At 68.2% G+C, this 24,090-nt stretch carries 20 protein-coding genes and 3 rRNA genes; 21 read left to right on the top strand and 2 right to left on the bottom strand.

The window, feature by feature from the left end; all coding sequences use genetic code 11:
* The first annotated feature begins 8 nt into the window (after window positions 1-8).
* Window positions 9-722: a hypothetical protein gene (locus KV100_RS05370; protein WP_220341843.1), complete on the top strand. Its 714-nt coding sequence runs from the start codon at window positions 9-11 to the stop codon at window positions 720-722.
* Between the two features lie 45 nt (window positions 723-767).
* On the opposite strand, the gene KV100_RS05365 is transcribed toward KV100_RS05370, so the two are convergent.
* Window positions 768-2,048 carry a serine hydrolase gene (locus KV100_RS05365; protein WP_220341842.1) on the bottom strand — a complete coding sequence of 427 codons (1,281 nt, stop codon included), beginning with the start codon at window positions 2,046-2,048 and terminating at the stop codon, window positions 768-770.
* Window positions 2,049-2,121: 73 nt separating this feature from the next.
* Here KV100_RS05365 and KV100_RS05360 point away from each other — a divergent pair, with 73 nt between their 5' ends.
* From KV100_RS05360 to rrf, 11 genes are all read left to right on the top strand, one after another.
* Window positions 2,122-2,661, top strand: a complete 540-nt coding sequence (locus tag KV100_RS05360; RefSeq protein ID WP_220341841.1) for a PadR family transcriptional regulator — start codon at window positions 2,122-2,124, stop codon at window positions 2,659-2,661.
* A gap of 110 nt (window positions 2,662-2,771) precedes the next feature.
* Complete coding sequence (locus KV100_RS05355) at window positions 2,772-3,995, top strand: CpaF family protein (protein ID WP_220341840.1); 1,224 nt, start codon at window positions 2,772-2,774, stop codon at window positions 3,993-3,995.
* On the top strand, window positions 3,995-4,849 hold the full coding sequence (locus KV100_RS05350; RefSeq protein WP_220341839.1) for a type II secretion system F family protein: 855 nt from the start codon (window positions 3,995-3,997) through the stop codon (window positions 4,847-4,849). The genes KV100_RS05355 and KV100_RS05350 overlap by 1 nt, the downstream gene beginning before the upstream one ends.
* The gene (locus tag KV100_RS05345) at window positions 4,846-5,778 is read left to right on the top strand and encodes a type II secretion system F family protein (RefSeq protein ID WP_220341838.1); all 933 of its coding nucleotides are present in this window, start codon (window positions 4,846-4,848) and stop codon (window positions 5,776-5,778) included. The genes KV100_RS05350 and KV100_RS05345 overlap by 4 nt, the downstream gene beginning before the upstream one ends.
* Window positions 5,779-5,795: 17 nt before the next feature.
* A complete protein-coding gene (locus tag KV100_RS05340) occupies window positions 5,796-6,005 on the top strand; it encodes a hypothetical protein (protein ID WP_220341837.1) in 210 nt (69 codons plus the stop codon).
* On the top strand, window positions 6,002-6,406 hold the full coding sequence (locus KV100_RS05335; protein ID WP_220341836.1) for a TadE/TadG family type IV pilus assembly protein: 405 nt from the start codon (window positions 6,002-6,004) through the stop codon (window positions 6,404-6,406). The genes KV100_RS05340 and KV100_RS05335 overlap by 4 nt, the downstream gene beginning before the upstream one ends.
* A 47-nt stretch (window positions 6,407-6,453) precedes the next feature.
* A complete protein-coding gene (locus KV100_RS05330; RefSeq protein ID WP_308291350.1) occupies window positions 6,454-6,858 on the top strand; it encodes a hypothetical protein in 405 nt (134 codons plus the stop codon).
* Window positions 6,855-7,277 (top strand): pilus assembly protein TadG-related protein, encoded by a 423-nt coding sequence (locus KV100_RS05325; RefSeq protein WP_220341834.1) that lies wholly within the window; start codon window positions 6,855-6,857, stop codon window positions 7,275-7,277. The genes KV100_RS05330 and KV100_RS05325 overlap by 4 nt, the downstream gene beginning before the upstream one ends.
* Window positions 7,278-7,784: 507 nt before the next feature.
* Window positions 7,785-9,303 (top strand): 16S ribosomal RNA (locus KV100_RS05320).
* 388 nt (window positions 9,304-9,691) lie between these two features.
* Window positions 9,692-12,813: ribosomal RNA gene (locus tag KV100_RS05315) — 23S ribosomal RNA — on the top strand.
* 99 nt (window positions 12,814-12,912) lie between these two features.
* Window positions 12,913-13,029: ribosomal RNA gene (rrf, locus tag KV100_RS05310) — 5S ribosomal RNA — on the top strand.
* The 16S, 23S and 5S rRNA genes sit together here, the layout of an rRNA operon.
* A 280-nt stretch (window positions 13,030-13,309) precedes the next feature.
* Here rrf and KV100_RS05305 read toward each other — a convergent pair.
* Window positions 13,310-14,410, bottom strand: a complete 1,101-nt coding sequence (locus KV100_RS05305; protein ID WP_220341833.1) for a DUF1015 family protein — start codon at window positions 14,408-14,410, stop codon at window positions 13,310-13,312.
* 43 nt (window positions 14,411-14,453) lie between these two features.
* Here KV100_RS05305 and KV100_RS05300 point away from each other — a divergent pair, with 43 nt between their 5' ends.
* The 9 genes from KV100_RS05300 to KV100_RS05260 all read left to right on the top strand — a co-directional run bounded on the left by KV100_RS05300 (window position 14,454) and on the right by KV100_RS05260 (window position 24,077).
* Window positions 14,454-15,578, top strand: coding sequence for an HAD-IIA family hydrolase (locus KV100_RS05300; protein ID WP_220341832.1), 1,125 nt, complete (start codon window positions 14,454-14,456; stop codon window positions 15,576-15,578).
* A gap of 28 nt (window positions 15,579-15,606) precedes the next feature.
* Window positions 15,607-15,870: a hypothetical protein gene (locus KV100_RS05295; protein ID WP_220341831.1), complete on the top strand. Its 264-nt coding sequence runs from the start codon at window positions 15,607-15,609 to the stop codon at window positions 15,868-15,870.
* A complete protein-coding gene (locus KV100_RS05290) occupies window positions 15,867-16,700 on the top strand; it encodes a TlyA family RNA methyltransferase (protein WP_220341830.1) in 834 nt (277 codons plus the stop codon). Before KV100_RS05295 ends, KV100_RS05290 begins: the two co-directional genes overlap by 4 nt.
* Window positions 16,697-17,674 (top strand): NAD kinase, encoded by a 978-nt coding sequence (locus KV100_RS05285; protein WP_220341829.1) that lies wholly within the window; start codon window positions 16,697-16,699, stop codon window positions 17,672-17,674. Before KV100_RS05290 ends, KV100_RS05285 begins: the two co-directional genes overlap by 4 nt.
* A 7-nt stretch (window positions 17,675-17,681) precedes the next feature.
* Entirely contained in the window at window positions 17,682-19,385 is a 1,704-nt protein-coding gene (gene recN / locus KV100_RS05280; RefSeq protein ID WP_220341828.1) for a DNA repair protein RecN, read from the top strand.
* Between the two features lie 102 nt (window positions 19,386-19,487).
* On the top strand, window positions 19,488-20,654 hold the full coding sequence (gene steA / locus KV100_RS05275) for a putative cytokinetic ring protein SteA (protein ID WP_220341827.1): 1,167 nt from the start codon (window positions 19,488-19,490) through the stop codon (window positions 20,652-20,654).
* A complete protein-coding gene (locus KV100_RS05270; protein ID WP_220341826.1) occupies window positions 20,654-21,550 on the top strand; it encodes a copper transporter in 897 nt (298 codons plus the stop codon). Before steA ends, KV100_RS05270 begins: the two co-directional genes overlap by 1 nt.
* Window positions 21,551-21,744: 194 nt before the next feature.
* A complete protein-coding gene (locus tag KV100_RS05265) occupies window positions 21,745-23,439 on the top strand; it encodes a CTP synthase (protein WP_220341825.1) in 1,695 nt (564 codons plus the stop codon).
* A complete protein-coding gene (locus KV100_RS05260; RefSeq protein WP_220341824.1) occupies window positions 23,436-24,077 on the top strand; it encodes an NUDIX domain-containing protein in 642 nt (213 codons plus the stop codon). The genes KV100_RS05265 and KV100_RS05260 overlap by 4 nt, the downstream gene beginning before the upstream one ends.
* The last annotated feature ends 13 nt before the right edge of the window (window positions 24,078-24,090 follow it).

The raw sequence follows: 24,090 nt of genomic DNA, 5'->3' as shown, positions 1-24,090 counted from the left end.
CTCGGGCGATGCTCCTGAACGCCGCGACCGTCCTCATGGGCACGGTCGTCAGCCTCGTCCTGCTCGGACTCGTGATGGGGTTCAGCCCGACGCTGATCGCGACCCAGGTGGCGGTCGTCGCGCGGTCGCGTGGGTCGGTGCGCCCGGGCCTCGTGGTCGCCTGCGGGGTCGCCACCGGCGCCCTCGTCCTCAGCCTCGTCCTGCAGGTCGTCAATCCCGACACGTGGGACTACGTGCTGCGCGGGAAGGTCGAGAAGCTCTTCCTCCAGCAGGCCTTCGACGAGATCGCCGGTGTGCTGTTCGTCGTGGCCGGGATCTGGCTCCTGTGGCGGCGCCCGACCACCGACGATCGAGCGGTCTCACGCACGGCCGAGCGACTGCTCGACCGCCCTCGGGACCTGTACACCTTCGCGGTGCTCAACACCGTCGTGGGCGTGAGCGGTGCTGCGACGACGTACCTCGTCGTTCGGCTGGCGCGGGAAAGCACCTCGGTCGTCGCGCTGCAGGTGCTCGTGTACGTCGGCTTCGCGGCAGCCGCGGCGGCGCCGTACGTCCTGCTGGCGTGGGGCCGCTTCCGGATCCCGGCGCTCGCGGGTCCTGCCGACCGCGTGGTCGCGTGGGTCCGCTCGCAGCACTGGCGCAGGATCAGCGCAGTGCTGCTGATCGTCGCCGGGACGCTTCTTTTCGTCGCCGCGCTCACCGACTACTTCGGTCTGCGCTGACGCGCGGTCAGGTGCGCGGTGCCGCCTCGTACGCCGAGCCCGCGTTCAGCGGGGCCAGGTGTAGAGGAGCCGCGCCATCAGCCGGAACGGGATCGCCTGGCCCTTGACCTGGTCGACGGTGCCCGCGAGGTGCAGCCCCCGCTCGGGACAGTGGAACAGCCACGTGCCGGTGGAGCCGGAGTGGCCGACGAGGATGACGGGTCGACGCCCGGCGGACATGAGCCGGCCGACGGTGAAGAACATGGTGCCGAGGCCGTACTGGAGGACGGGGATGTCGCGGAGCCTGTTGCGCCGCTCCGTGAGCAGGTCCACCGTCTTGGCGTCGCGGAAGAGCTCGCCGCGGAGGAGCGCGCGCTGGAACGTGATCAGGTCTCCGGTGGTGCTCACGAGGTCGTTGCTGGACGCGATGACCGAGGGCAGGTCGACCCGCCGCTGCTTGGCGTACATCGGGAACGGTTCGCGCCTTGCGCACCCTGGCAAAGCGCGCCGGCGATCGTCGACATGAGCCCCAGCTCGCGGGCCTCTCGGATCATGCCGTCGGTGACGACGACTCCCGGGCTGACCGACGCGATGCGGACGGGGCCGCCCGCGGTCTCGCTGCGCCGTCGTGGCGGTGGGGCGGTGCCCGGGGAGCCAGGTCTGGGTGAGGCGGAGGGAGTCGATGATCCGCTCGGTGAGCAGGTCGCTGAAGCGTCGACCGGTCACCGACTCGAGGATGCGGATGAGCAGCTGGAAGCCGGTGTCGCAGTAGCGCGCCTTCTGTCGTGGAGCGGCGAGGTCTTGCGGCGGGAAGTGCGGGCGGTTCGCGCGGGTGAGCCGGAGGATGTCGTCGAAGGTCCAGCCGGCATCCTCTGCGGCCTCGAGACGCTGGTGGAGGCTCGGCCCGCCGTCGCGTACCTCGAAGTAGTCGGGCAGCCCCGACGTGTGACTGAGAAGGTGGCGCACGGTGATCGCGGCTGTCCGGTCGACGCCGTCGAGGACGTGAAGGCCGGCGGTCGTCTCCGTCGGCAGGTACGCGGTGATCGGTGCGTCGATGTCGAGCTCTCCACGCTCGTACGCCTGCAGCACGAGGGTGACGATGAACCGCTTGGTGATGCTCGCGACGAAGAACGGTGTCTCGGGCCGCGGCGGGGGATCGCTGAGGCCTGCCGGGCCGACGGCCGCCGACCAGTGCTGGCCGTCGTCGGTCGCGATGGCGACGCGGGCGTGGTGGAGGCCGCGTCGTACGACGAACGTCTCCAGCAGGCGCACCAGGCGTCGATCGAGATCGGCGGGGACACGGTTGTCCGGCGTGGTGGTGGTGCGGTCAATGGGCGATTCAGTCATGGACGTTCCTCATCTCTCTTTGAGACATGTCTAGTAGATAGGTCTCAAAGAGTCAATGGACTAGGGTCGGCGCATGGCGAACGTCATCCTGGGCCTGCTCCTCATCGCTCCGCAGAGCCTCTACGACCTCGTCCGCGCGTTCGAGGCCGGCGTCGCGCTCTTCTACAGCGCGAGCTCGGGCAGCATCAAGCGCGCCCTCGACGTCCTGCTCGACCGGGGGCTCATCGAGGTGGCGAGCGTCGAGGCGGGCGGGCGCGGCAAGAAGGTGTATCGCGTGACCGACGCCGGCCGCGAGGAGTTCCACGCCTGGATGACGGGTGACCTCGTCGGCTCAGATCTCGAGGGCGCGGCGCTCTCGCGGCTCTACTTCCTCGGGCTTCTGGATCCTGCCGACCGTCCGTCGGTCCTGCGCCGCATCGAGACGCGCGTCGAGGCCGACCTCTCCAGGCTCACGAGCCTCGACTCTCACCTCGAGACGGTCGAGGTCCCCGACGAGCTCGCCGACGTCGCCACCTATCAACGCGCGACGCTCGACTACGGCATCGCGTCGCACCGCTTCATCCTCGACTGGTTCCGTGACCGGGTGGAGCGCGCAGAGGCCGACGCGCACTGACGGCGGGCCCTGTCGAGGGCCGGGGTTGTCCACAGTGTGGCCACGGGGTCTGTTGTGGTCGCCCTTGTTTGCGGCAGGATTCCGGGACGACAACCGCCGTGGGGAGTCCCGTGACGACGAGCAGCCTGGCCGACGAGGTGCGTGCCCACGTGCGTGCGCAGGGCGTCGATCCCTTACGGGATGCCGCGACGGTGCGGCGGATCGCCGAGGAGGTTGCTGCGGCTCACGACCAACGCAGCCTGACTGGCGCCGTGGCGGCGTTGACCGATCCTGACGCGACGGTCGGCGAGCTGGTCGCCGCGGTGTCCGGCCTCGGGCCGCTCCAGCCGTACCTCGATGATCCGGAGGTCGAGGAGATCTGGATCAACGAGCCGTCGCGGGTCTTTGTGGCGCGTGGGGGCAGGCACGAGCTGACGTCGGTGATCCTCGGCCCGGTCGAGGTGCGTGAGCTGGTCGAGCGGATGCTGGCGACCAGTGGCCGGCGGTTGGATCTGAGCCAGCCGTTCGTGGATGCGACGCTTCCGGGAGGTCATCGCCTGCATGTGGTGCTGGAGGGGATCTCGCGCGGATTCGCCGCGGTCAACGTCCGCAAGTTCGTCGCGCGCTTCCGCGGTCTGGGGGACCTGGTCGCCGCCGGCGCGCTGAGCGAGCACGCTGCGGCCTTCCTGAGGGCGAGCGTGGTGTCGGGGCACAACGTGCTCGTCTCCGGAGGCACCCAGGCCGGCAAGACGACGTTCCTCAACGCACTCGCCGCCGAGGTTCCGGGGACGGAGCGGATCGTGTCGGCCGAGGAAGTCTTCGAGCTGCGGTTCGCCCATCCCGACTGGGTCGCGCTCCAGACGAGGCAGGCCGGGCTGGAGGGCACGGGAGAGATCCGGCTCCGGACGCTGGTGAAGGAAGCGCTGCGCATGCGCCCGTCACGACTGGTGATCGGGGAGGTGCGCTCGGAGGAGTGCTTCGACCTGCTGCTCGCACTCAACGCAGGTCTTCCGGGGATGGCGACCTTGCACGCGTCGTCGGCACGGCAGGCGCTGGTCAAGATGTGCACGCTCCCCCTGCTCGCTGGTGAGAACATCTCTGCGCGGTTCGTCGTGCCCACGGTCGCGACCTGCGTGGACCACGTGGTCCATCTGGGCATGGACGCGCAGGGACGGCGGACGGTGCGGGAGATCGCGGCCGTCAGTGGGCGGGTCGAGAACGACGTCATCGAGACGGAGTCCTTGTTCGTCCATCGCGACGGGGTGCTGGTCCGGGCGAGTGGCACGCCGGCTCGAACCGAGCGGTTCGTCCAGGCCGGGATCGACGTGTCGGCGCTCCTGCGGACGGAGGACTGATGGGCTACGTGCTCGGGCTCGGGATCGGGGTGGGGGCGCTCCTGGTCTGGTCCGGGGTGACCGCCCCCGCTCGGGACGGCGCGCGGGGACGCCGGAGGGGAAGCCTGGATGAGCTTCTCGCACGGGCGGGTGCCCCCGGCACCACCGCACGAGGACTCATCTTGGTGTGTGCCGCCTGCGGCCTGGGCGGACTGGTCGTCGCTCTGCTCGTCACGGCGACGCCCACGGTGGCACTGGTCGCCGGCATCGGCGCGGCGTATGTCCCGCTTGCCGTGATCCGCGGTCGCGCCGGCCGGGTAGCCGAGGAGCGGGCGGCGGCCTGGCCGGAAGCCGTCGATCATCTGGCGTCGGCGGTGCGCGCTGGCATGTCCTTGCCGGAGGCGATCTCGGGGCTGGGGGAGCGCGGCCCCGAGCCGCTTCGAGAGCCCTTCGTTGCGTTCGCCCGCGACTACCAGGCGAGCGGCAGGTTCGCCGAGTGCCTCGACGGACTCAAGGCACGGCTTGCCGATCCGGTCGGAGACCGCGTCGTCGAGGCGTTGCGCGTGGCTCGAGACGTCGGTGGCGGCGATCTCGGGAGGATGCTGCGGACATTGTCGGGATTCCTGCGCGACGATCTACGCACGCGCGGTGAGCTCGTCGCACGGCAGGCCTGGACCATCAACGGCGCGCGTCTGGCGGTGTCGGCGCCCTGGATCGTCCTCGGACTGATGTCCTTGCAGCGCGACGCGATCACCCGGTTCGGATCCGGCACGGGACTCGCGCTGCTCGTCGTCGGCCTCGCCGTGTGTGTCCTCGCTTATCGGTTGATGCTGCTCATCGGGCGTCTTCCACGTGAGCCGCGGGTGCTGCGGTGACGGCGCCGCTTCTCGGTGCGCTCCTCGCCGCCGGCGTCGCGATCGGGCTGCTCGAGCTCGTGCGCGTCGCGCGGTTGCGGCAGCGCCCCTCCCTGGTGAGCCGCATCGAGCCCTTTGTCCGCGACGTCACGGTCGGCATGCCGGCCCTCCGCGAGGGGGTCGAGTCGTGGGCTGCCGGTCGAGCAGTGTTCGGCCCGGCAGTGCGCCGTACGGCGGGCGTGGTCGAGCGGGTGCTGGGAGGCAGCGCCTCGGTCCGCAGGCGTCTCCGCAGACAGGCGTCGACGAGCACGCTCGAGGAGTTCCGGGCGAGCCAGGTCGTGTGGGGGGTCGCGGCCTTCGGGGCGTCGGCGGCGGTCCTTCTCTCCTGGGGGATGGTGGCCGACGTCCGGCCCCTTGCGGGGCTGTTCCTCTGCGTGGCCGCCGGGGTCGCCGGTGTTCTCGCCCGCGACCTTGCGCTCACCCACGAGGTCCTGCGCCACGAGGAACGGGTCACCCGTGAGTTCCCGACTCTTGCGGACCTGCTCGCACTGGCCGTCGCCGCAGGAGAGGGGCCTGTCTCAGCCCTGGAACGCGTCGCAGACGTGAGCAACGGCGCCATGTCGCGGGACCTTCGCACGGTCGTCGCCGACGTCCGGACCGGACGACCGTTGGCCGATGCGCTCGACGACTTGTCTGCTCGTACGGGCGTGCCCGCGGTCGCACGGTTCGCCGAGACGCTCGCCGTCGCGGTCGAGCGGGGGACGCCGCTGGTCGACGTCCTGCACGCACAGGCCGCGGACGTCCGAGAGGCCGGCCGCCGCGAGCTGGTCGAGTCCGGCGCACGGCGCGAGGTGCTGATGCTCGTGCCGGTGGTGTTCCTCGTTCTGCCCGTCACCGTCCTCTTCGCCTTCTATCCCGGCCTGGTCAGCCTGTCCGTCACCACGCCATGAACTCCAGAGGAGTGCCCATGCAGCTCGCAACCCTGCACCGTCGTCTCGGATGCCCGCCGCGCCCGGGGGTGCGTGAGCGCGTCCGCCGTCGCGGCGAACGCGGCGACGTCCCGGGGTGGGTGATGATCACCGTCATGTCGGCCGGTCTCGTCGCCGGATTGACCGCCTTGGCCGGGCCACAGCTGAAGGCGATGCTCCAGGCTGCTCTGGCTTCCGTCGGGGGATGAGCGTCGCGCGCCGCCGCGGCGATCCACGTGGGGACGAGGAGGCGTCGGCCGTCGCCGAGTTCTGTCTCGTGATGGTGGTGCTGGTCCCGCTCGTGCTGGCGATCGTCCAGGTAGGGCTCGTCCTCCACGTCCGCAACACGGTCACCGCTGCTGCTGCCGACGGTGCTCGCGCGGCGTCGCGGGACGGCGCCTCACTCCAGACGGGGGTGTCGCGAGCCCGGTCACAGATCACTCGAGCTCTCTCCGCCCGGTACGCCGGTGACGTCCGGGCGGAGCGGGCCTCCGTCCACGGACAGCCCGTCGTCATGGTCCGCGTACGCGCCAGCGTCCCCGCGCTGGGGATCTTCGGGTCCACCGTCGACGTCGAAGGCGTCGGCCGGGCCGTGACGGAGATCGGATGAGGACGCGAGGGAGGACTCGTGACCTCGGACGAGAGAGCGGGTCCGCGGTGGTCGAGACCACGTGGCTCGCGCTCCTTCTCCTGGTTCCGCTCCTGTACGTGGTCCTCTCCGTCTTCGAGGTCCAGCGGTCTGCGTACGGCGTGAGCGCTGCCGGCCGGGCGGCCGGACGTGCGTACGTCCAGGCGCCGAGCCCGCCGGTCGCCGAGCGGCGTGCCCGCCGGGCGGCGCAGCTGGTCCTGGAGGACCATCGGATCGAGACCGACATGATTGACGTCCGCCTGCGGTGCACCGGGGGCCCGTGCCTCAGTCCCGGGTCATCGATCGTCGTCACCGTGACGGCGCGTGCCCAGCTGCCGTTCATCCCTGATGCCCTCGGGGGCGCTCGGCCGGCCGTGCGCGTGGACGGCACCCACACGGAGCCGTACGGCCGCTTCCGGGAGGACCGGTCATGAGTCGGTCCGAGGGTGGGCAGGTCACCGTGATGATCGTCGGATTCTTTGTCGTCGCTGGCCTGGTGGTCGCCATGGCGGTCAACGCGTCGGCCGCGTACCTCGGCCAACGCCGTCTCGCCGACCTCGCGGACGGCGCGGCACTCGCGGCGAGCGAAGGAGTGACCCGCTCCAGCCTGTACGCGGCGGGTGACAGGACGATCGCGCTCGACGCGGCCGCCGCGCACGCCGCCACCGAGGACTACCTCCGCGAGAGCGGGGCCGGAGCAACGGTCCGAGGGCTCACCTGGCAGGTCGACCAGCGAGGTGACGCGGTCCGCGTGCGTCTGCGAGCTGGCGTCCGGATGCCGTTGGTGCCGCCGGGGTGGGGTGAGACGGCGAGAGTGGAGGCGGATGCCGTCGTGGAGCTCCGCGTCCGGTGAGGGGCACCGGAGGCGGTCAGTGCGCACATCGCCGCAGGTCAGAGCGGGTTTTAGCGCTAAGGGGTACCCCCGGTTTGACCCTCCGAAACCGACCCTGTAATGTTCTTCTTGTTGCCGGGGACGGCGGCGGGCAAGGCCGAGAGGCCGGGCACGCGGCCCTGGTAACCACCACCTCCAGAAGAACCTAGCCGGTTCCGCACGTTCGGGACTAGTCAAGGTCGCTGCTGAGCGCTCGAGGGGCCCAGGTTTGGGTCTCTGTCGGACGCCTGGTAGGTTTGGGGGTCGCGCCTTGGTCTGATGCTCCTGTGTGGGGTTGAGGGTTTTGTGTGTCTGATGTTTGAGAACTCAACAGTGTGTCAAAAGTCGACGAGATAATCAGCGACCTTGATGATGGCCTGGTTTTGCTGGGTTGTTGTTTTGGTCAAATTCCGTGACAGAATTATTTGTCAGCAAATAGTGATGTCCGGGGTTGAACGTTTTTGTTGTGCCTGACCGTTTGGTTGGGTTTCGATGGAGAGTTTGATCCTGGCTCAGGACGAACGCTGGCGGCGTGCTTAACACATGCAAGTCGAGCGGTAAGGCCCTTCGGGGTACACGAGCGGCGAACGGGTGAGTAACACGTGAGTAATCTGCCCTCCACTCTGGGATAACCTCTGGAAACGGTGGCTAATACCGGATATGACCTCCTGCCGCATGGTGGGTGGTGGAAAGTTTTTCGGTGGGGGATGAGCTCGCGGCCTATCAGCTTGTTGGTGGGGTGATGGCCTACCAAGGCGACGACGGGTAGCCGGCCTGAGAGGGTGACCGGCCACACTGGGACTGAGACACGGCCCAGACTCCTACGGGAGGCAGCAGTGGGGAATATTGGACAATGGGCGAAAGCCTGATCCAGCAACGCCGCGTGAGGGATGACGGCCTTCGGGTTGTAAACCTCTTTCAGTAGGGACGAAGCGAGAGTGACGGTACCTACAGAAGAAGGACCGGCCAACTACGTGCCAGCAGCCGCGGTAATACGTAGGGTCCGAGCGTTGTCCGGAATTATTGGGCGTAAAGGGCTCGTAGGCGGTTTGTCGCGTCGGGAGTGAAAACTTGGGGCTTAACCCCATTCGTGCTTCCGATACGGGCAGACTAGAGGCAGGCAGGGGAGAACGGAATTCCTGGTGTAGCGGTGGAATGCGCAGATATCAGGAGGAACACCGGTGGCGAAGGCGGTTCTCTGGGCCTGTTCTGACGCTGAGGAGCGAAAGCATGGGGAGCGAACAGGATTAGATACCCTGGTAGTCCATGCCGTAAACGTTGGGCGCTAGGTGTGGGATCCATTCCACGGGTTCCGTGCCGCAGCTAACGCATTAAGCGCCCCGCCTGGGGAGTACGGCCGCAAGGCTAAAACTCAAAGGAATTGACGGGGGCCCGCACAAGCGGCGGAGCATGCTGATTAATTCGATGCAACGCGAAGAACCTTACCTGGGTTTGACATACACCAGAAGCCTGCAGAGATGTGGGTCTCTTTGGACACTGGTGTACAGGTGGTGCATGGCTGTCGTCAGCTCGTGTCGTGAGATGTTGGGTTAAGTCCCGCAACGAGCGCAACCCTTGTCCTATGTTGCCAGCACGTGATGGTGGGGACTCATAGGAGACTGCCGGGGTCAACTCGGAGGAAGGTGGGGATGACGTCAAGTCATCATGCCCCTTATGTCCAGGGCTTCAAGCATGCTACAATGGCCGGTACAAAGGGCTGCGATGCCGTAAGGTGGAGCGAATCCCAAAAAGCCGGTCTCAGTTCGGATTGGGGTCTGCAACTCGACCCCATGAAGTCGGAGTCGCTAGTAATCGCAGATCAGCAACGCTGCGGTGAATACGTTCCCGGGCCTTGTACACACCGCCCGTCACGTCATGAAAGTCGGCAACACCCGAAGCCGGTGGCCTAACCCCTTGTGGGAGGGAGCTGTCGAAGGTGGGGCTGGCGATTGGGACGAAGTCGTAACAAGGTAGCCGTACCGGAAGGTGCGGCTGGATCACCTCCTTTCTAAGGAGCATTGCTCATCTCCTGCATCCTGGTGGTGTGGGGGGTGTGTTCCCGGCTTGATCACGCGAGTGTCGTGGTGGTCGGGTGCTCAGATGGTGGAACGTCGATTATTCAGCTGGTTCTGCCGGCCTGGTCTTAGTACTGCCTGTCTCCTTTGGGGGTGGGTGTGGAACGGGGTTGGGTGTGGTGGGGCGGGTTGGGCACACTGTTGGGTCCTGAGGCATCAGGCGCTTCTGCTGGTCTCCCTTGTTTGGGGGGTTGGTGGGGGTGCTGTTGTCTTGGTTCCGGCCATGTCGGCTGCGGAGGTTTCTTCGTGGTTCGGGGTGGTTGCGGGTTGTGGTTTGAGAACTTCACAGTGGACGCGAGTGTCTTTGTAGTGTGTGTAATTTTACAAGCTACTAAGGGCACATGGTGGATGCCTTGGCATCGAGAGCCGATGAAGGACGTAGGAGTCTGCGATAAGCCCTGGGGAGCTGACAACCGAGCTGTGATCCAGGGGTGTCCGAATGGGGAAACCCGGCCAGAGTTATGTCTGGTCACCGGCGCCTGAACACATAGGGCGTTCGGAGGGAACGTGGGGAAGTGAAACATCTCAGTACCCACAGGAAGAGAAAACAACAGTGATTCCGTGAGTAGTGGCGAGCGAAAGCGGATGAGGCTAAACCGTGCAGATGTTAAAGACGGCGGTCGTTGTCTGTGCGGGGTCGTGGGAACGTGCTTGCTGGTTCTGCCGGACTAGCGGGAAGTGATAAAGCTCAGTTGAAGTCGAAGGGCCTGGAATGGTCCGGCGTAGAGGGTGAGACCCCTGTAGACGTAAACCTGAGCCTTCCTTGTGCGTATCCCGAGTAACGCGTGACTCCTGGAATTGCGCGTGAATTTGGCGGGACCACCCGTTAAGCCTAAATACTCCTCGATGACCGATAGCGGACTAGTACCGTGAGGGAAAGGTGAAAAGTACCCCGGGAGGGGAGTGAAATAGTACCTGAAACCATGTGCCTACAATCCGTCGGAGCCTTGACTTCGGTCGTGGTGACGGCGTGCCTTTTGAAGAATGAGCCTGCGAGTTAGTGGTACGTGGCGAGGTTAACCCGTTGTGGGGTAGCCGTAGCGAAAGCGAGTCCGAATAGGGCGTTTGAGTCGCGTGCTCTAGACCCGAAGCGGAGTGATCTATCCATGGGCAGGTTGAAGCGCGGGTAAGACCGCGTGGAGGACCGAACCCACTTAGGTTAAAAACTGAGGGGATGACCTGTGGATAGGGGTGAAAGGCCAATCAAACTCCGTGATAGCTGGTTCTCCCCGAAATGCATTTAGGTGCAGCGTCGTTTGTTTCTTGCCGGAGGTAGAGCACTGGATGGTCTAGGGGGCCTACAAGCTTACCGAAATCAACCAAACTCCGAATGCCGGCAAGTGAGAGAGCGGCAGTGAGACTGCGGGGGATAAGCTCCGTAGTCGAGAGGGAAACAGCCCAGACCATCAGCTAAGGCCCCTAAGCGATTGCTAAGTGGAAAAGGATGTGGAGTCGCACAGACAACCAGGAGGTTGGCTTAGAAGCAGCCACCCTTGAAAGAGTGCGTAATAGCTCACTGGTCAAGTGATTCTGCGCCGACAATTTAGCGGGGCTCAAGCAATCCGCCGAAGCTATGGCATTCATACGTGTACTCGGCTCGTCTCCTTCGGGTGGCGGGTCCAGGTGTGTGGATGGGTAGGGGAGCGTCGTGTGGCGTGTGAAGCGGCGGGGTGACCCAGCCGTGGATGCCACACGAGTGAGAATGCAGGCATGAGTAGCGAATGAAGAGTGAGAAACTCTTCCGCCGAATGACCAAGGGTTCCAGGGTCAAGCTAATCTGCCCTGGGTAAGTCGGGACCTAAGGCGAGGCCGACAGGCGTAGTCGATGGACAACGGGTTGATATTCCCGTACCGGCGTTGGTGCGCCCATGCTGAATCAGTAATGCTAAGCACCCGAGCCGAGCGTGACTGCCCTTCGGGGTGGCGTGTCTTGGTAAGCGTGTGACCCGAGCTGGTAGTAGGCAAGTGATGGGGTGACGCAGGAAGGTAGCTCATCGCGGCGATGGTTGTCCGCGTGTAAGGATGTAGGACGAGGGATAGGCAAATCCGTTCCTCATGTGTCTGAGATCTGATGCCGAGCCGTTTCAGGCGAAGTGAGTGATCCTATGCTGTCGAGAAAAGCCTCTAGCGAGTACCAGAGCCGCCCGTACCCCAAACCGACACAGGTGGTCAGGTAGAGAATACCAAGGCGATCGAGTGAATCGTGGTTAAGGAACTCGGCAAAATGCCCCCGTAACTTCGGGAGAAGGGGGGCCCGACTCGTGAACACCCTTGCGGTGGGAGCGATGACGGCCGCAGAGACCAGGCCCAAGCGACTGTTTACTAAAAACACAGGTCCGTGCGAAGAAGTAATTCGATGTATACGGACTGACTCCTGCCCGGTGCTGGAAGGTTAAGGGGACGTGTTAGCACTTCGGTGCGAAGCGCTGAACTTAAGCCCCAGTAAACGGCGGTGGTAACTATAACCATCCTAAGGTAGCGAAATTCCTTGTCGGGTAAGTTCCGACCTGCACGAATGGAGTAACGACTTGGGCGCTGTCTCAACCACGAGCTCGGCGAAATTGCACTACGAGTAAAGATGCTCGTTACGCGCGGCAGGACGGAAAGACCCCGGGACCTTCACTACAGCTTGGTATTGGTGTTTGGTTCGACTTGTGTAGGATAGGTGGGAGACTGTGAAGCAGCCACGCCAGTGGTTGTGGAGTCATCGTTGAAATACCACTCTGGTCGTACTAGATATCTAACTTAGGTCCGTGATCCGGATCAGGGACAGTGCCTGGTGGGTAGTTTAACTGGGGCGGTTGCCTCCTAAAATGTAACGGAGGCGCCCAAAGGTTCCCTCAGCCTGGTTGGCAATCAGGTGTTGAGTGTAAGTGCACAAGGGAGCTTGACTGTGACACCGACGGGTGGAGCAGGGACGAAAGTCGGGACTAGTGACCCGGCGCTGGCATGTGGAAGCGGCGTCGCTCAACGGATAAAAGGTACCCCGGGGATAACAGGCTGATCTTCCCCAAGAGTCCATATCGACGGGATGGTTTGGCACCTCGATGTCGGCTCGTCGCATCCTGGGGCTGGAGCAGGTCCCAAGGGTTGGGCTGTTCGCCCATTAAAGCGGCACGCGAGCTGGGTTTAGAACGTCGTGAGACAGTTCGGTCCCTATCCGCCGCGCGCGTAGGAAACTTGAGAAAGGCTGTCCCTAGTACGAGAGGACCGGGATGGACGAACCTCTGGTGTGTCAGTTGTTCTGCCAAGAGCACTGCTGATTAGCTACGTTCGGGAGTGATAACCGCTGAAAGCATCTAAGCGGGAAGCACGTTTCAAGATGAGGTTTCCCACCCCTTGTGGGTTAAGGCCCCCAGTAGACCACTGGGTTGATAGGCCGGAAGTGGAAGCGCAGCAATGCGTGTAGCTGACCGGTACTAATAGGCCGAGGGCTTGTTCTACACACACTTCAACGACACTTATGCGTCCACTGTGAGGTTCTGGGACCACAACCCAGAACCCGAAACACACCAAAGTTTTGGGGTTGTAACCCGAAGGGTTACGGCGGCCATGGCGAAGGGGAAACACCCGGCAACATTCCGAACCCGGAAGTTAAGCCCTTCAGCGCCGATGGTACTGCACGGGAGACTGTGTGGGAGAGTAGGACGCCGCCGGACAATATTTAGGCCGAAGGCCGTCACCACTGGTGACGGCCTTCGGTCATTTTTGCGTTCACCCTCGCGTCTTCAGAGCCAGAACGCCATGATCCTTTCGGCAAGCGCTCGCCCTCGCGCTTGGCCGGCACGCGCAACGTCAGGGCGCCGTGAGAGATCCCTCTCCGTGGGCCCGAACAGGTGCTCCGAGGCGCTCATCGGTGTCGCCTTCCGGGAAGCGCCGGGCGGGCGCTCCCGGTGGCGACGAGCTCAGTCGCCCGATCGTGGGTGTGCAGCGGGGAGGTCAGCCCCAGCGGCGCATGATCATGCCGACGCGCGGCTTCGGGCGGAACCACGATGACTTGTGCGGCAGGAGCCGACCGGTAGTCGCCGCCCGTGTCACGGTCTCCAGAGACGGCGTCGCCAGCAGGAGCGAGACGCCGCCCTCCTCCTTGGCGATGCGCGCGGCCGCGTCCAGGTCCGGCTCGTAGCTGACCGCGTCGGACTCCAGCCCGTGGTGGGGGGTGAAGACGTCCTCGACCCAGCACGAGGCGCACTCGTACGCGTCGACGCCCAGGAACCGTCGCCCGTCGGTCAGCACGCAGCGCGTCTCGCTGACGGCGATGAACTCCGCAGCGGCCTCGACGCCGGCAAGCTCGAGAGCGGGCAGCGGCAGGCCCAGCAGCGCTTCGTCGAGGTTGAGCTGTGCGACGAACCGGTGGATCGGGCCGACCGTGAGGACGGGCTGGTCGAGCACGAGCGTGAGCGCGAGTCGGCCCTCACGCTCGGGGGCGGTGCGCCACGCGGCATAACGGTGGTGGCCGTCGGCGATGACGAGCTGCTGGTCCGCGAGGCGCTCGCTGACCGCTCGAAGAGTCTCCGGGTCGGTGATCGCCCAGATCTCGTCCGACCGGCCGAGGTCCTCCGCCACGTGGTCGGCTGGGCGGTCCGTCGCCGCCGCCAGCAGGGGACCGATCGGCTCCCGCGTGGTGTAGGCGGTGATCGGCTCCCACTGGGCCCGCGTCGCCTCGGCGAGGCGGGCCTGCCGGATCGCGTACGCGGCGATCACGTCCTCGTGCGGGCGAAGGTTGCCCGCCTCGAGGTCGACGAGCACGACGACGCCGAGGGCCTCGTGGCCGTCCTCGACCGTGCGGTACGCGTAGAAGGCGGGCTCCGCGTCGATGCCGAGCGTGCCGTCGTCCATCCACTCATGGGCGACGCGCGTCGCCTGATGGGGGTCGTCGCTCCTGAACGCAGGCTCGAGCAGCCGGAGCACGTGGTGCTCGGGCAGGTCTCGAGGGGCCCGTGACCAGGACGCCGACGGCACGTAGGTACGGGTCGAGACGACGGCGGAGCCGCCGCGGAAGCCCACAGCCCGGAACGGTCGGATGACGGCGTTGTCCACCGGTGCATCGTAGGCCAGACGTCGTGGCCCTACGCTGGTCGCGATGCCCGACCACACGCTCAAACCTGCCGCCGCCTCGTGGGCGAACGCCTCCTCCGACTCCCGCCGGCGCCCGACCGTGCGCCTCTCCGCCTGCGACGACCCGCTCCGGGAGCGCTACGACGTCGCGATGCTCGACCTCGACGGCGTCGTCTACCGCGGCGAGGACGCGATCGAGCATGTCGCCGAGAACCTCGAGGAGGCCCACAAGGCGGGCCTGCGACTCGCCTACGTGACCAACAACGCTGCGAGGACGCCCGACGCTGTGGTGGCCAAGCTCCGCGGGCTCGGCATGCCGACCGACGACGACGGCGTGGTCACCTCGGCCCAGGCGGCGGGGCGACTTCTCGCGGGCCTTGTACCGGCGGGCTCCCGCGTCCTCGTCGTCGGCGGCGAGGGCCTGAGGCGCGCGGTCGAGGAGCACGGTCTCGTCGTGGTGACGTCTGCTGACGACGAGCCGGCAGCCGTGGTCCAGGGCTTCTCGCCCGACCTCGGATGGAAGCAGCTGGCAGAGGCAGCGTACGCGGTCTCGACCGGCATCCCCTGGGTCGCGAGCAACACGGACGGGTCGATCCCGACCGCGCGCGGTCTCGCTCCCGGCAACGGCACCCTCGTCGCTGCCGTCGCCACCGCCACCGGGCGTCGGCCGGAGGTTGCGGGCAAGCCGTACCCGCCGCTCTTCGACGAGACGGTCCTCCGCGTCGGTGGGTCGCACCCGCTCGTCGTCGGCGACCGGCTCGACACCGACATCGAAGGCGCCAACAACGTCGGAGCCGACAGCCTCCTCGTGCTGACCGGCGTCAGTGATCTCGACGCCGTGGTCGCCGCAGCGCCTTCCGTGCGTCCCACCTACGTCGCGCCGGACCTGCGCGCCCTTTCGCTGCCGCAGACCGCGGTGGAGGTCGTGGACGGCTCCGCACGCTGTGGCCGGCACACGGTCCGTGCCGAGCGAGGCGCCCTCGTCGTGGACGGCGCGCCGGGGGTGGACGAGCCGCTGTCGGCCGTCGAGCTGCTGCGTGCCGTCGTGGCGTTGTCGTGGCACCACCACGACGAGGTGGCGGGGGAGTCGGGGTCGCGGCTCGACCTCTCTGCCGTCCGTGCCGCCCTCGGAGGCTGGGGAGTGCGATGATCGATCCGGTGACACGAAGGAGCGCGAGATGACCGAAGGCGCCTCCGAGCGCGAGACCCCGGGCCTGCGACCGGGTCCCCGTCCAGGACCTCCGAGCCCGCGACCGGCCCCGCCCCAGGCGGCGGCCGCCGACGAGGACGGGCCGGACCCCCGTGTCCAGGCGGTCCTCTCCGATCTCGAGAAGCTCGCCGAGCTGCCGGTCGGCGAGCACCTCGCGGTGTACGAGCGGGTGCACGCCAAGCTCCGCGAGGTCCTGCAGACGGCCGGCCAGCAACCACCCGAGACCCCGTGAGCCGACGGATCCGGCTCGACGCGGAGCTCGTACGCCGTGGGCTCGCGCGGTCGCGCGAGCAGGCGAGCGACCTCATCACCGCGGGACGGGTGACGGTGGACGGCGCTCGAGCGTCGAAGCCGGCGACCCAGGTCACCACCGATCAGGCGGTGGTCGTCCGCGACGTGGAGAACGACCCGGGGTACGCCTCCCGGGGCGCCTACAAGCTGCTGGGTGCGCTCGAGGCCTTCGAGCCGCTCGGCCTCGCCGTCGACGGACGCCGGTGCCTCGACGCCGGTGCCTCGACGGGTGGCTTCACCGACGTCCTGCTGAGGCGTGGTGTGAAGGAGGTCGTGGCCGTCGACGTCGGCTACGGCCAGCTCGTCTGGGCGCTCCAGACGGACCCTCGCGTGGTGGTCCACGACCGGACCAACGTGCGCGAGCTCGAGCGGGAGACGATCGGTGGGCCGGTCGACCTGGTCGTGTCGGACCTGTCGTTCATCTCGCTCACGTTGGTGATGCCCGCGTTCGCGCGGGTCTGCGTCGACGACGGCGACCTGGTCCTGATGGTGAAGCCGCAGTTCGAGGTGGGCAAGGACCGTGTCGGCAAGAAGGGCGTCGTCCGTGACCCGACGCTCCACGTGGACGCGGTCGTGGGGGTGTGCCGCGCGGCGGAGGGCGTCGGATGGGGCACCCGAGCGGTGGCCGCCAGCCCGTTGCCTGGCCCGAGCGGCAACGTCGAGTACTTTGGGTGGTTCCGGCGGGACGCTCCGCCCGTCGTCGAGGACGACGTCCGCGCGGCGGTGGACGCAGGACCGTTGGGATCACCGAGCGGACGGGAGCACCAGTGAGCACTGCACCATCGACCAGCGGTGGGCGGCGCGTGCTGATCCTCGCCCACACCGGCCGCGACGAGGCCAGCAAGGTCGCCGCTGAGTTCGCCCGAGCGATGGTGTCCGAGGGCATCGCCGTCCGCGTCGTGTCCGAGGACGCACCTGCCTTGGAGCGCTGGGGTCTCCCGGACGCGGAGATCGTCCCGGTCGAGCCCGCAGCGGGACGTGGCTGCGAGCTCGCGGTGGTGTTCGGCGGCGACGGGACCCTCCTGCGCGCTGCCGAGCTCGTCCGCGAGTGCGGCACGCCGCTGGTCGGTGTCAACCTCGGCCACGTCGGCTTCCTGGCGGAGGCGGACGTGGACGATCTCGACCACACGGTGCGACGGGTCGTCGAGCGCCGCTACACCGTCGAGGAGCGGATGACCGTCGACGCGCGCGTCTTCGTCGACGACCAGGAGGTCGCCCACAGCTGGGCGCTCAACGAGGCCACCGTGGAGAAGGCGTCCCGGGAGCGGATGCTCGAGGTCGTCGTGGCGATCGACGACCGCCCGGTCTCGCGCTGGGGCTGCGACGGCGTGGTCTGTGCGACGCCCACCGGCTCCACGGCCTACAACTTCAGCGCCGGCGGCCCGGTGGTCTGGCCCGAGGTGCAGGCGCTCCTCATGGTGCCGATCAGTGCGCACGCGCTGTTCGCCCGCCCGATGGTCGTCTCACCGACGTCGCTCCTGGCGATCCAGGTGATCCCCGAGGCACCGTCCTCCGGAGTCCTGTGGTGCGACGGACGACGGACGTACGACCTGCCGCCCGGTGCGCGCGTCGAGGTCCGGCAGGGCGACAAGAACATCCGCCTCGCCCGCCTCCACCAGGCACCGTTCACCGACCGCCTCGTGCGCAAGTTCGACCTGCCCGTGAGCGGCTGGCGGGGGTCCGCGGCGAACCGCATCAGCGCGGAGGACCGGCGGAGCCCCTACGGCGGATCGAAGGAGGGCTGAGGCGCTCGTGTGGCAGGAGATCAGGCTGTCGTCGCTGGGCGTGATCGCCGACGCCGAGCTCGAGCTCGGTCCCGGGCTCACGGTCATCACCGGCGAGACGGGTGCGGGCAAGACCATGGTCGTGACCGCACTCGGACTGCTGCGCGGGTCGCGCGCGGACTCCGGGCTGGTCCGGCACGGCGCGGACCGGCTGCGGGTCGAGGCGACCGTCGACGTCGGGGCGCTGCCCGGGGTCCGGGCGCTCCTCGACGAGACGCCTGCGGAGACCGAGGGCGACGAGCTCGTCCTGGCCCGGACGATCGGCAAGGACGGCCGCTCCCGGGCGTACCTCGGCGGCGCGTCGGTGCCCGCCGGGATGCTGGCCCGCCTGAGCGAGCAGCTGGTGGCGGTCCACGGACAGTCGGACCAGCACCGGCTGCTGCGGACGGGTGCCCAGCGTGCGGCGCTCGACCGCTTCGGTGACGTCGAGGCGCTGCTGGAGGACTACCGACCGGCCTACTCCCGGCTGCTCGAAGCACGCCGCACGCTCGACGACCTGACGTCGGCCGGCCAGGAACGCGCCCGCGAGCTCGACGTCCTCGTCTTCGGTCTCGACGAGATCGCGGCCGTCGCCCCTGAGGAGGGGGAGGACGACGCGCTCCGCATCGAGGAGGCGCGACTCGCCCACGCGGAGTCGCTCGCTCTCGCCGCCGCGGAGGCGCACAGTCTGCTGTCCGACACCGACGACGCCTCCGACGTGCTCGACCTGCTGGGCCGTGCGAGCGCCCTGCTCGACGGCGTCCGCGAGCACGACCCGGCTCTCGACGTCCAGGCGCGCCGGCTGGACGAGGTGCGGTTCACCGTCAGCGACGTCGCGGGCGAGCTGGCCTCGTACTCCGACGGCGTGGAGGTCGACCCGGCACGGCTGGCGGGGGTGTCCGAGCGTCGGGCGGCCCTGGCCGGGCTGACCCGCAAGTACGGTCCCACGGTGGCCGACGTCCTTCGTTGGGCCGAGGAGGCGCAGGTCCGCGTGACGACGCTGCAGGGCGACGACGGTCGCATCGCCGAGCTCGCGGACGAGATCGCGGCCCTGGAGAGCGAGCTGCTCGCGCAGGCGGCGACGATCACCGCCCGTCGCCGCGAGTCGGCCGTACGCCTGGCGGCCGAGGTCGGTGCGGAGCTCGAGGCGCTCGCGATGCCCCACGCGCGGCTCGACGTGCAGGTGGACGCGCCGGCCTCGCCGACGCCGGCCGATCTCGGTCCTGACGGTGTGGACGCGGTCGAGATGCTGCTGGCCGCCAACGCTGGTGCGGCCCCTCGGCCTCTCGCCAAGGGAGCCAGCGGCGGAGAGCTCTCCCGCGTGATGCTGGCGCTCGAGGTGGTGCTGGCCGACCGCGCCAGCGTGCCGACGTTCGTCTTCGACGAGGTCGACGCCGGGATCGGCGGACGCGCTGCCATCGAGGTGGGGCGTCGGCTGGCCCGGCTCGCGGCGAACGCCCAGGTCCTCGTCGTGACCCACCTGCCGCAGGTCGCGGCGTTCGGAGACCGGCACTACCACGTGCTCAAGTCCGACGACGGCACGGTCACCACGAGCGGGGTCGGCCTGCTCGACGACGACGCACGCGTGGCGGAGCTGTCGCGGATGCTCGCCGGGCTGGAGGGGTCGGCGACGGCCGAGGCCCACGCCCGTGAGCTCGTCGACCTGGCGGCGGAGGATCGCGCCCTCCGCTGACGGTGGAGCGCGCTGACGGTGCGCCCTGAGCGGGCCAATCCGGACACGCCGGACGGCCCAGGGTGCGCCGATCCCCGCAGGGCCGGTGGCAGCATGGCGTCGGTGAGCCTGCTGAACCTCCGCCGTACGCCTCGCGACACCGACCTCGACGTCATGGGACCGGTACGCCTCGTACGCAGCGCACGAGACATCAGACGCGTCCGCTCCGGCGACGTGGCCGTGGCGGACCTGCCGGACCTGGACCGCAGTGCCGCCGAAGAGCTCCGTGAGCGGGGGGTCGTAGCGGTCGTCAACGCCGCCACCTCCAGCACGGGGCGCTATCCGAATCTCGGCCCCCATGTGCTGGTGGGTGCGGGCGTCCCTCTGCTCGACGCCGTCGGCTCCGAGGTCCTCACGTCGCTCAAGGACGGTGAAACGGTCGGACTTGACGGGACGAGGCTCGTCCGTGGCGACGAGCCCGTGGCCGAGGGCACGCTCGTGGACGCGACGGCGGTCGAGGAGCTGCTGAGCCGCGGACGCAACGGCATGTCGAGGCAGATGGAGACGCTGGCGGCCAACAGCGGCGAGTACCTGCGCCGCGAGCACGCCATGCTCCTCGAGGGCGTCGGCGTGCCGGAGCTCACCACGAGCCTCGCCGGTCGCGAGGTCGTCGTCGTGCTGCCGGGCGCGGACGCCCGCGCCGAGATCCGGTCGATGAAGCGCTATCTGAAGGAGCGCAAGCCGGTCCTGGTCGGTGTCGACTCCGGCGCCGACGCGCTGATGGCCGCGGGCTACGAACCGGCGGTCGTGGTGGGTGACATCGCGCAGATGAGCGATCGCACCCTGCGGGTCGCCGGGGAGGTCGTCGTCACGGGGTCTCGTCGTCACGCGGAGTCGGAGGAGCGCCTGGAGCGACTGCAGCGCACGTCGGTGGGCTTCCCCGGTGCTAGCGGGTCGGAGGAGGCGGCGCTGCTCCTCGCGGATGCGCGGGGCGCCCGGGTCGTCGTGACCGTCGGCGGCTTCGGGACTCTCGAGGAGTTCCTCGACTCCGCCCGCTCGGGAGGCGCCACCCGGTTCCTCACCCGCCTTCGCCTCGGCGCGACGCTCGTGGACGCCAAGGCGATCACAGGGCTTCACCGTCCGCGGTTCACCTGGCTCCAGGTGCTCCTGGTCCTGCTCGTCGCCCTGGTCGCCCTGGGGGCGGCGATCGCGACCACCCCGGTCGGGGGAGAGTGGTTCGACTCCGCCCGCGACTGGCTGTCCACCGCGATCCAGGAAGCCCGTGCCTGATGCCCGTCCGCTCGCTGCTCGTCGTCGCCGCTGCGCTCCTGCTCGCTCTCGCCGGCGGGATCGCTCTCGGGACCGGTGTGCTCGACGGTGCCGAGGCTCCTCCCGCCGCCGCGGACACCTCCAGGTCGGCCGAGGACACTCCTGAGGACGTCGCTGCCCGCGGCCTCGCCGAGGCCTACCGCGACCAGCTCGGTGCGGCACCGCTGGCCGGCCGGCTCACCGGCAGGTCGGTCGTGATGGTCACCCTGCCTGGGGCCGCGGACTCGACCGTCGACTCCGTCGACGCCGCACTGAAGGCGGCCGGGGCCACCGTGGTCGGTTCGGTGGCCGTCACCGACCGCATGCTCGACCCTGCTGACCGCCAGCTCGCTGTAGGCGTCGCCCAGCAGACCTTGAAGGGCGTGACCGACACGCCGACCGATGGGCTCGCCAACTACGAGGTGGTCGGAGCCGCGCTGGGACGTGGGCTCGCGGCGAAGGCGACGACCGCGGTGGACGCCCCCGCGCAGACGATCGTGTCGGCACTCACCGAGGCGAAGCTGGTGGGGACCGCGCAGGCGCCGGCGTCGCGCGCTCAGCTGGCGCTGGTGGTCGCGGGGACGGACGAGACCTTCGAGAGTGGACGCGGTGAGCTGTTGGCCACCATGGTCTCCGGGATGGACTCAGCGGGCCTGGGGAGCCTCGTGGTCGGCCCGGTGGGCTCGGGTGCCCCCGACGGCGCGGTCGAGGCCGTCCGCGCGTCGCCGTCTGCCGAGAGCGTGTCGACGGTCGACGTGGTCGGGGTGCCGTTCGGAGACGTCGCCCTCGTGACCGCCCTGCAGCAGGAGAGCAGCGGGAAGGCCGGACACTTCGGCACCTCGGGCGCGGCCGACGGTGATCTGCCAACGCCCGGATGACCTCGGCCTGGCCGGCCGAGGTGTCGCAGGTCGCACGCGCCACGCCCCGCGGAGGTCCCGGACGTTGCCGGACCTTGATAGGGTGAAATCCCGTGAACATGTGCATTGATCCGCCTGTGTTCCACTGACGTGCCACGCGTCGTCCGGACCAACCGGACGCCGACCCGGCAACACACACGATCACGGGAGTTCCCTTGGCAAACTCGGTGCCCACCAAGCACGTCTTCGTCACCGGCGGCGTGGCTTCCTCGCTCGGCAAGGGCCTCACGGCGTCCAGCCTGGGCCGGCTCCTCAAGTCCCGCGGTCTGCGCGTCACGATGCAGAAGCTCGACCCCTACCTCAACGTCGACCCGGGCACCATGAACCCGTTCCAGCACGGCGAGGTGTTCGTCACCAACGACGGGGCCGAGACCGACCTGGACATCGGCCACTACGAGCGGTTCCTCGACGAGGACCTCGTCGGTCGCGCCAACGTGACGACGGGTCAGGTCTACTCCGAGGTCATCGCCCGTGAGCGTCGTGGCGACTACCTCGGCGACACCGTCCAGGTGATCCCGCACATCACCAACGAGATCAAGGACCGCATGCTCACCATGGGCGGGCCTGCCGTCGACGTGGTGATCCACGAGATCGGTGGCACCGTCGGTGACATCGAGTCGCAGCCGTTCCTCGAGTCCGCGCGCCAGGTCCGCCACGAGATCGGCCGCGACAACTGCTTCTTCCTGCACGTCTCGCTCGTCCCCTACATCGGTCCGTCGGGGGAGCTCAAGACCAAGCCGACACAGCACTCGGTGGCCGCCCTGCGCTCGATCGGCATCCAGCCCGACGCCATCGTGTGCCGCTCCGACCGGGAGGTCCCGGTGAGCGTCAAGCGCAAGATCTCGCTGATGTGCGACGTCGACGCCGAGGCGGTCGTCAACGCGATCGACGCGCCGTCGATCTACGACATCCCGAAGGTCCTGCACACCGAGGGCCTCGACGCCTACGTGGTACGCCGTCTCGACCTCCCGTTCCGTGACGTCGACTGGAAGCAGTGGGACCAGCTCCTGCGCCGCGTCCATGAGCCGGAGGAGGAGGTCACCGTCGCGCTCGTCGGCAAGTACGTCGACCTTCCCGACGCCTACCTCTCGGTGGTCGAGGCGCTGCGGGCCGGCGGCTTCGAGCACGACGCCAAGGTCCGCGTGAAGTGGGTGCCGTCCGACGAGTGCGCCACGCCGGCAGGCGCTCAGCAGTGGCTCGGCGACGTCGATGCCGTGTGCGTCCCCGGCGGGTTCGGCATCCGCGGCATCGAGGGCAAGCTCGGTGCGCTGACCTGGACGCGCGAGCACCAGGTGCCCACCCTCGGGCTCTGCCTCGGTCTGCAGTGCATGGTCATCGAGTACGCGCGCTCGTTCGCCGACATCCCCGACGCCAGCTCGACGGAGTTCGACCCCGCCACCGAGCACCCCGTCATCGCGACGATGGCCGAGCAGGAGGCGTACGTCGAGGGCGCCGGCGACCTCGGCGGCACGATGCGTCTCGGTCTCTACGCCGCTCGCCTGACGCCGGGTTCGGTCGTCGCGGAGGCGTACGGCGCCACCGAGGTCGAGGAGCGCCACCGGCACCGCTACGAGGTCAACAACGGCTACCGCGACACGCTCGAGAAGGCGGGGCTGTCGTTCTCCGGCGTCTCGCCGGACAACCATCTGGTCGAGTTCGTCGAGCTGCCGCGCGAGGTCCACCCGTACTACGTGGGCACCCAGGCGCACCCCGAGCTGCGGTCGCGCCCGACCCGTCCGCACCCGCTGTTCGCCGGTCTTGTCGCTGCGGCGCTGGCCCGGCAGCGCGAGATGCGTCTGCCGGTCGACGAGTCGGGTCTGCGTCGGCGTCCCGCCGAAGTCACCGCGTGAGCGCGGCGACGCGCGTCGCGCACCCCACCCTGCCCGGTCTCCTGCTCGCTCCGGGCGAGCAGCTCGAGGACCGCGCCGAGTCGTGGCAGGTCCGCAGCAGCGAGACCCCGTACGCGTCGGCGTTCGTCGACGTCGTCCTGGATCAGGTCGAGACGCCCGAGGGCGGCACGATCAACCGGACGACCGTCCGCCACGACGACGCGGTGGGAGTGGTGGCGCTCGACGACCAGGGGCGCGTCCTCCTGCTCGAGCAGTACAGGCATCCCGTCCGAGAGCGGCTCGTCGAGCTTCCGGCCGGGCTCCTGGACATCGAGGGCGAGTCGGCCGCCGACGCCGCGGCGCGCGAGCTGGCCGAGGAGACGGACCTCGTCGCCTCGGAGTGGTCGCACCTCGTCACCCTCCGCTCGTCGCCCGGATTCACCGACGAGCGGGTCGAGGTCTACCTCGCGCAAGGGCTCGAGGCCGTCGCCGATGACGCCCGTACCGAGCGGCTGGACGAGGAGGCCGACATGACGAGCGTGTGGGTCCCGCTGGGCGACGCGGTCGCGGCCGTGCTCGACGGGCGGATCACCGACGCGCTGACCGTCGCTGGACTGCTCGCGTGTCAGGTGCGCGCACACGGGGACACGTCCGCCTAGGATCGGCTGTGTC

The organism is Mumia sp. zg.B21 (assembly GCF_019550855.1).
Classification (GTDB): Bacteria; Actinomycetota; Actinomycetes; order Propionibacteriales; family Nocardioidaceae; genus Mumia.
The sequence above is the reverse complement of the archived record's forward strand: the minus strand, read 5'-3'. Positions and strand labels throughout refer to the sequence as shown.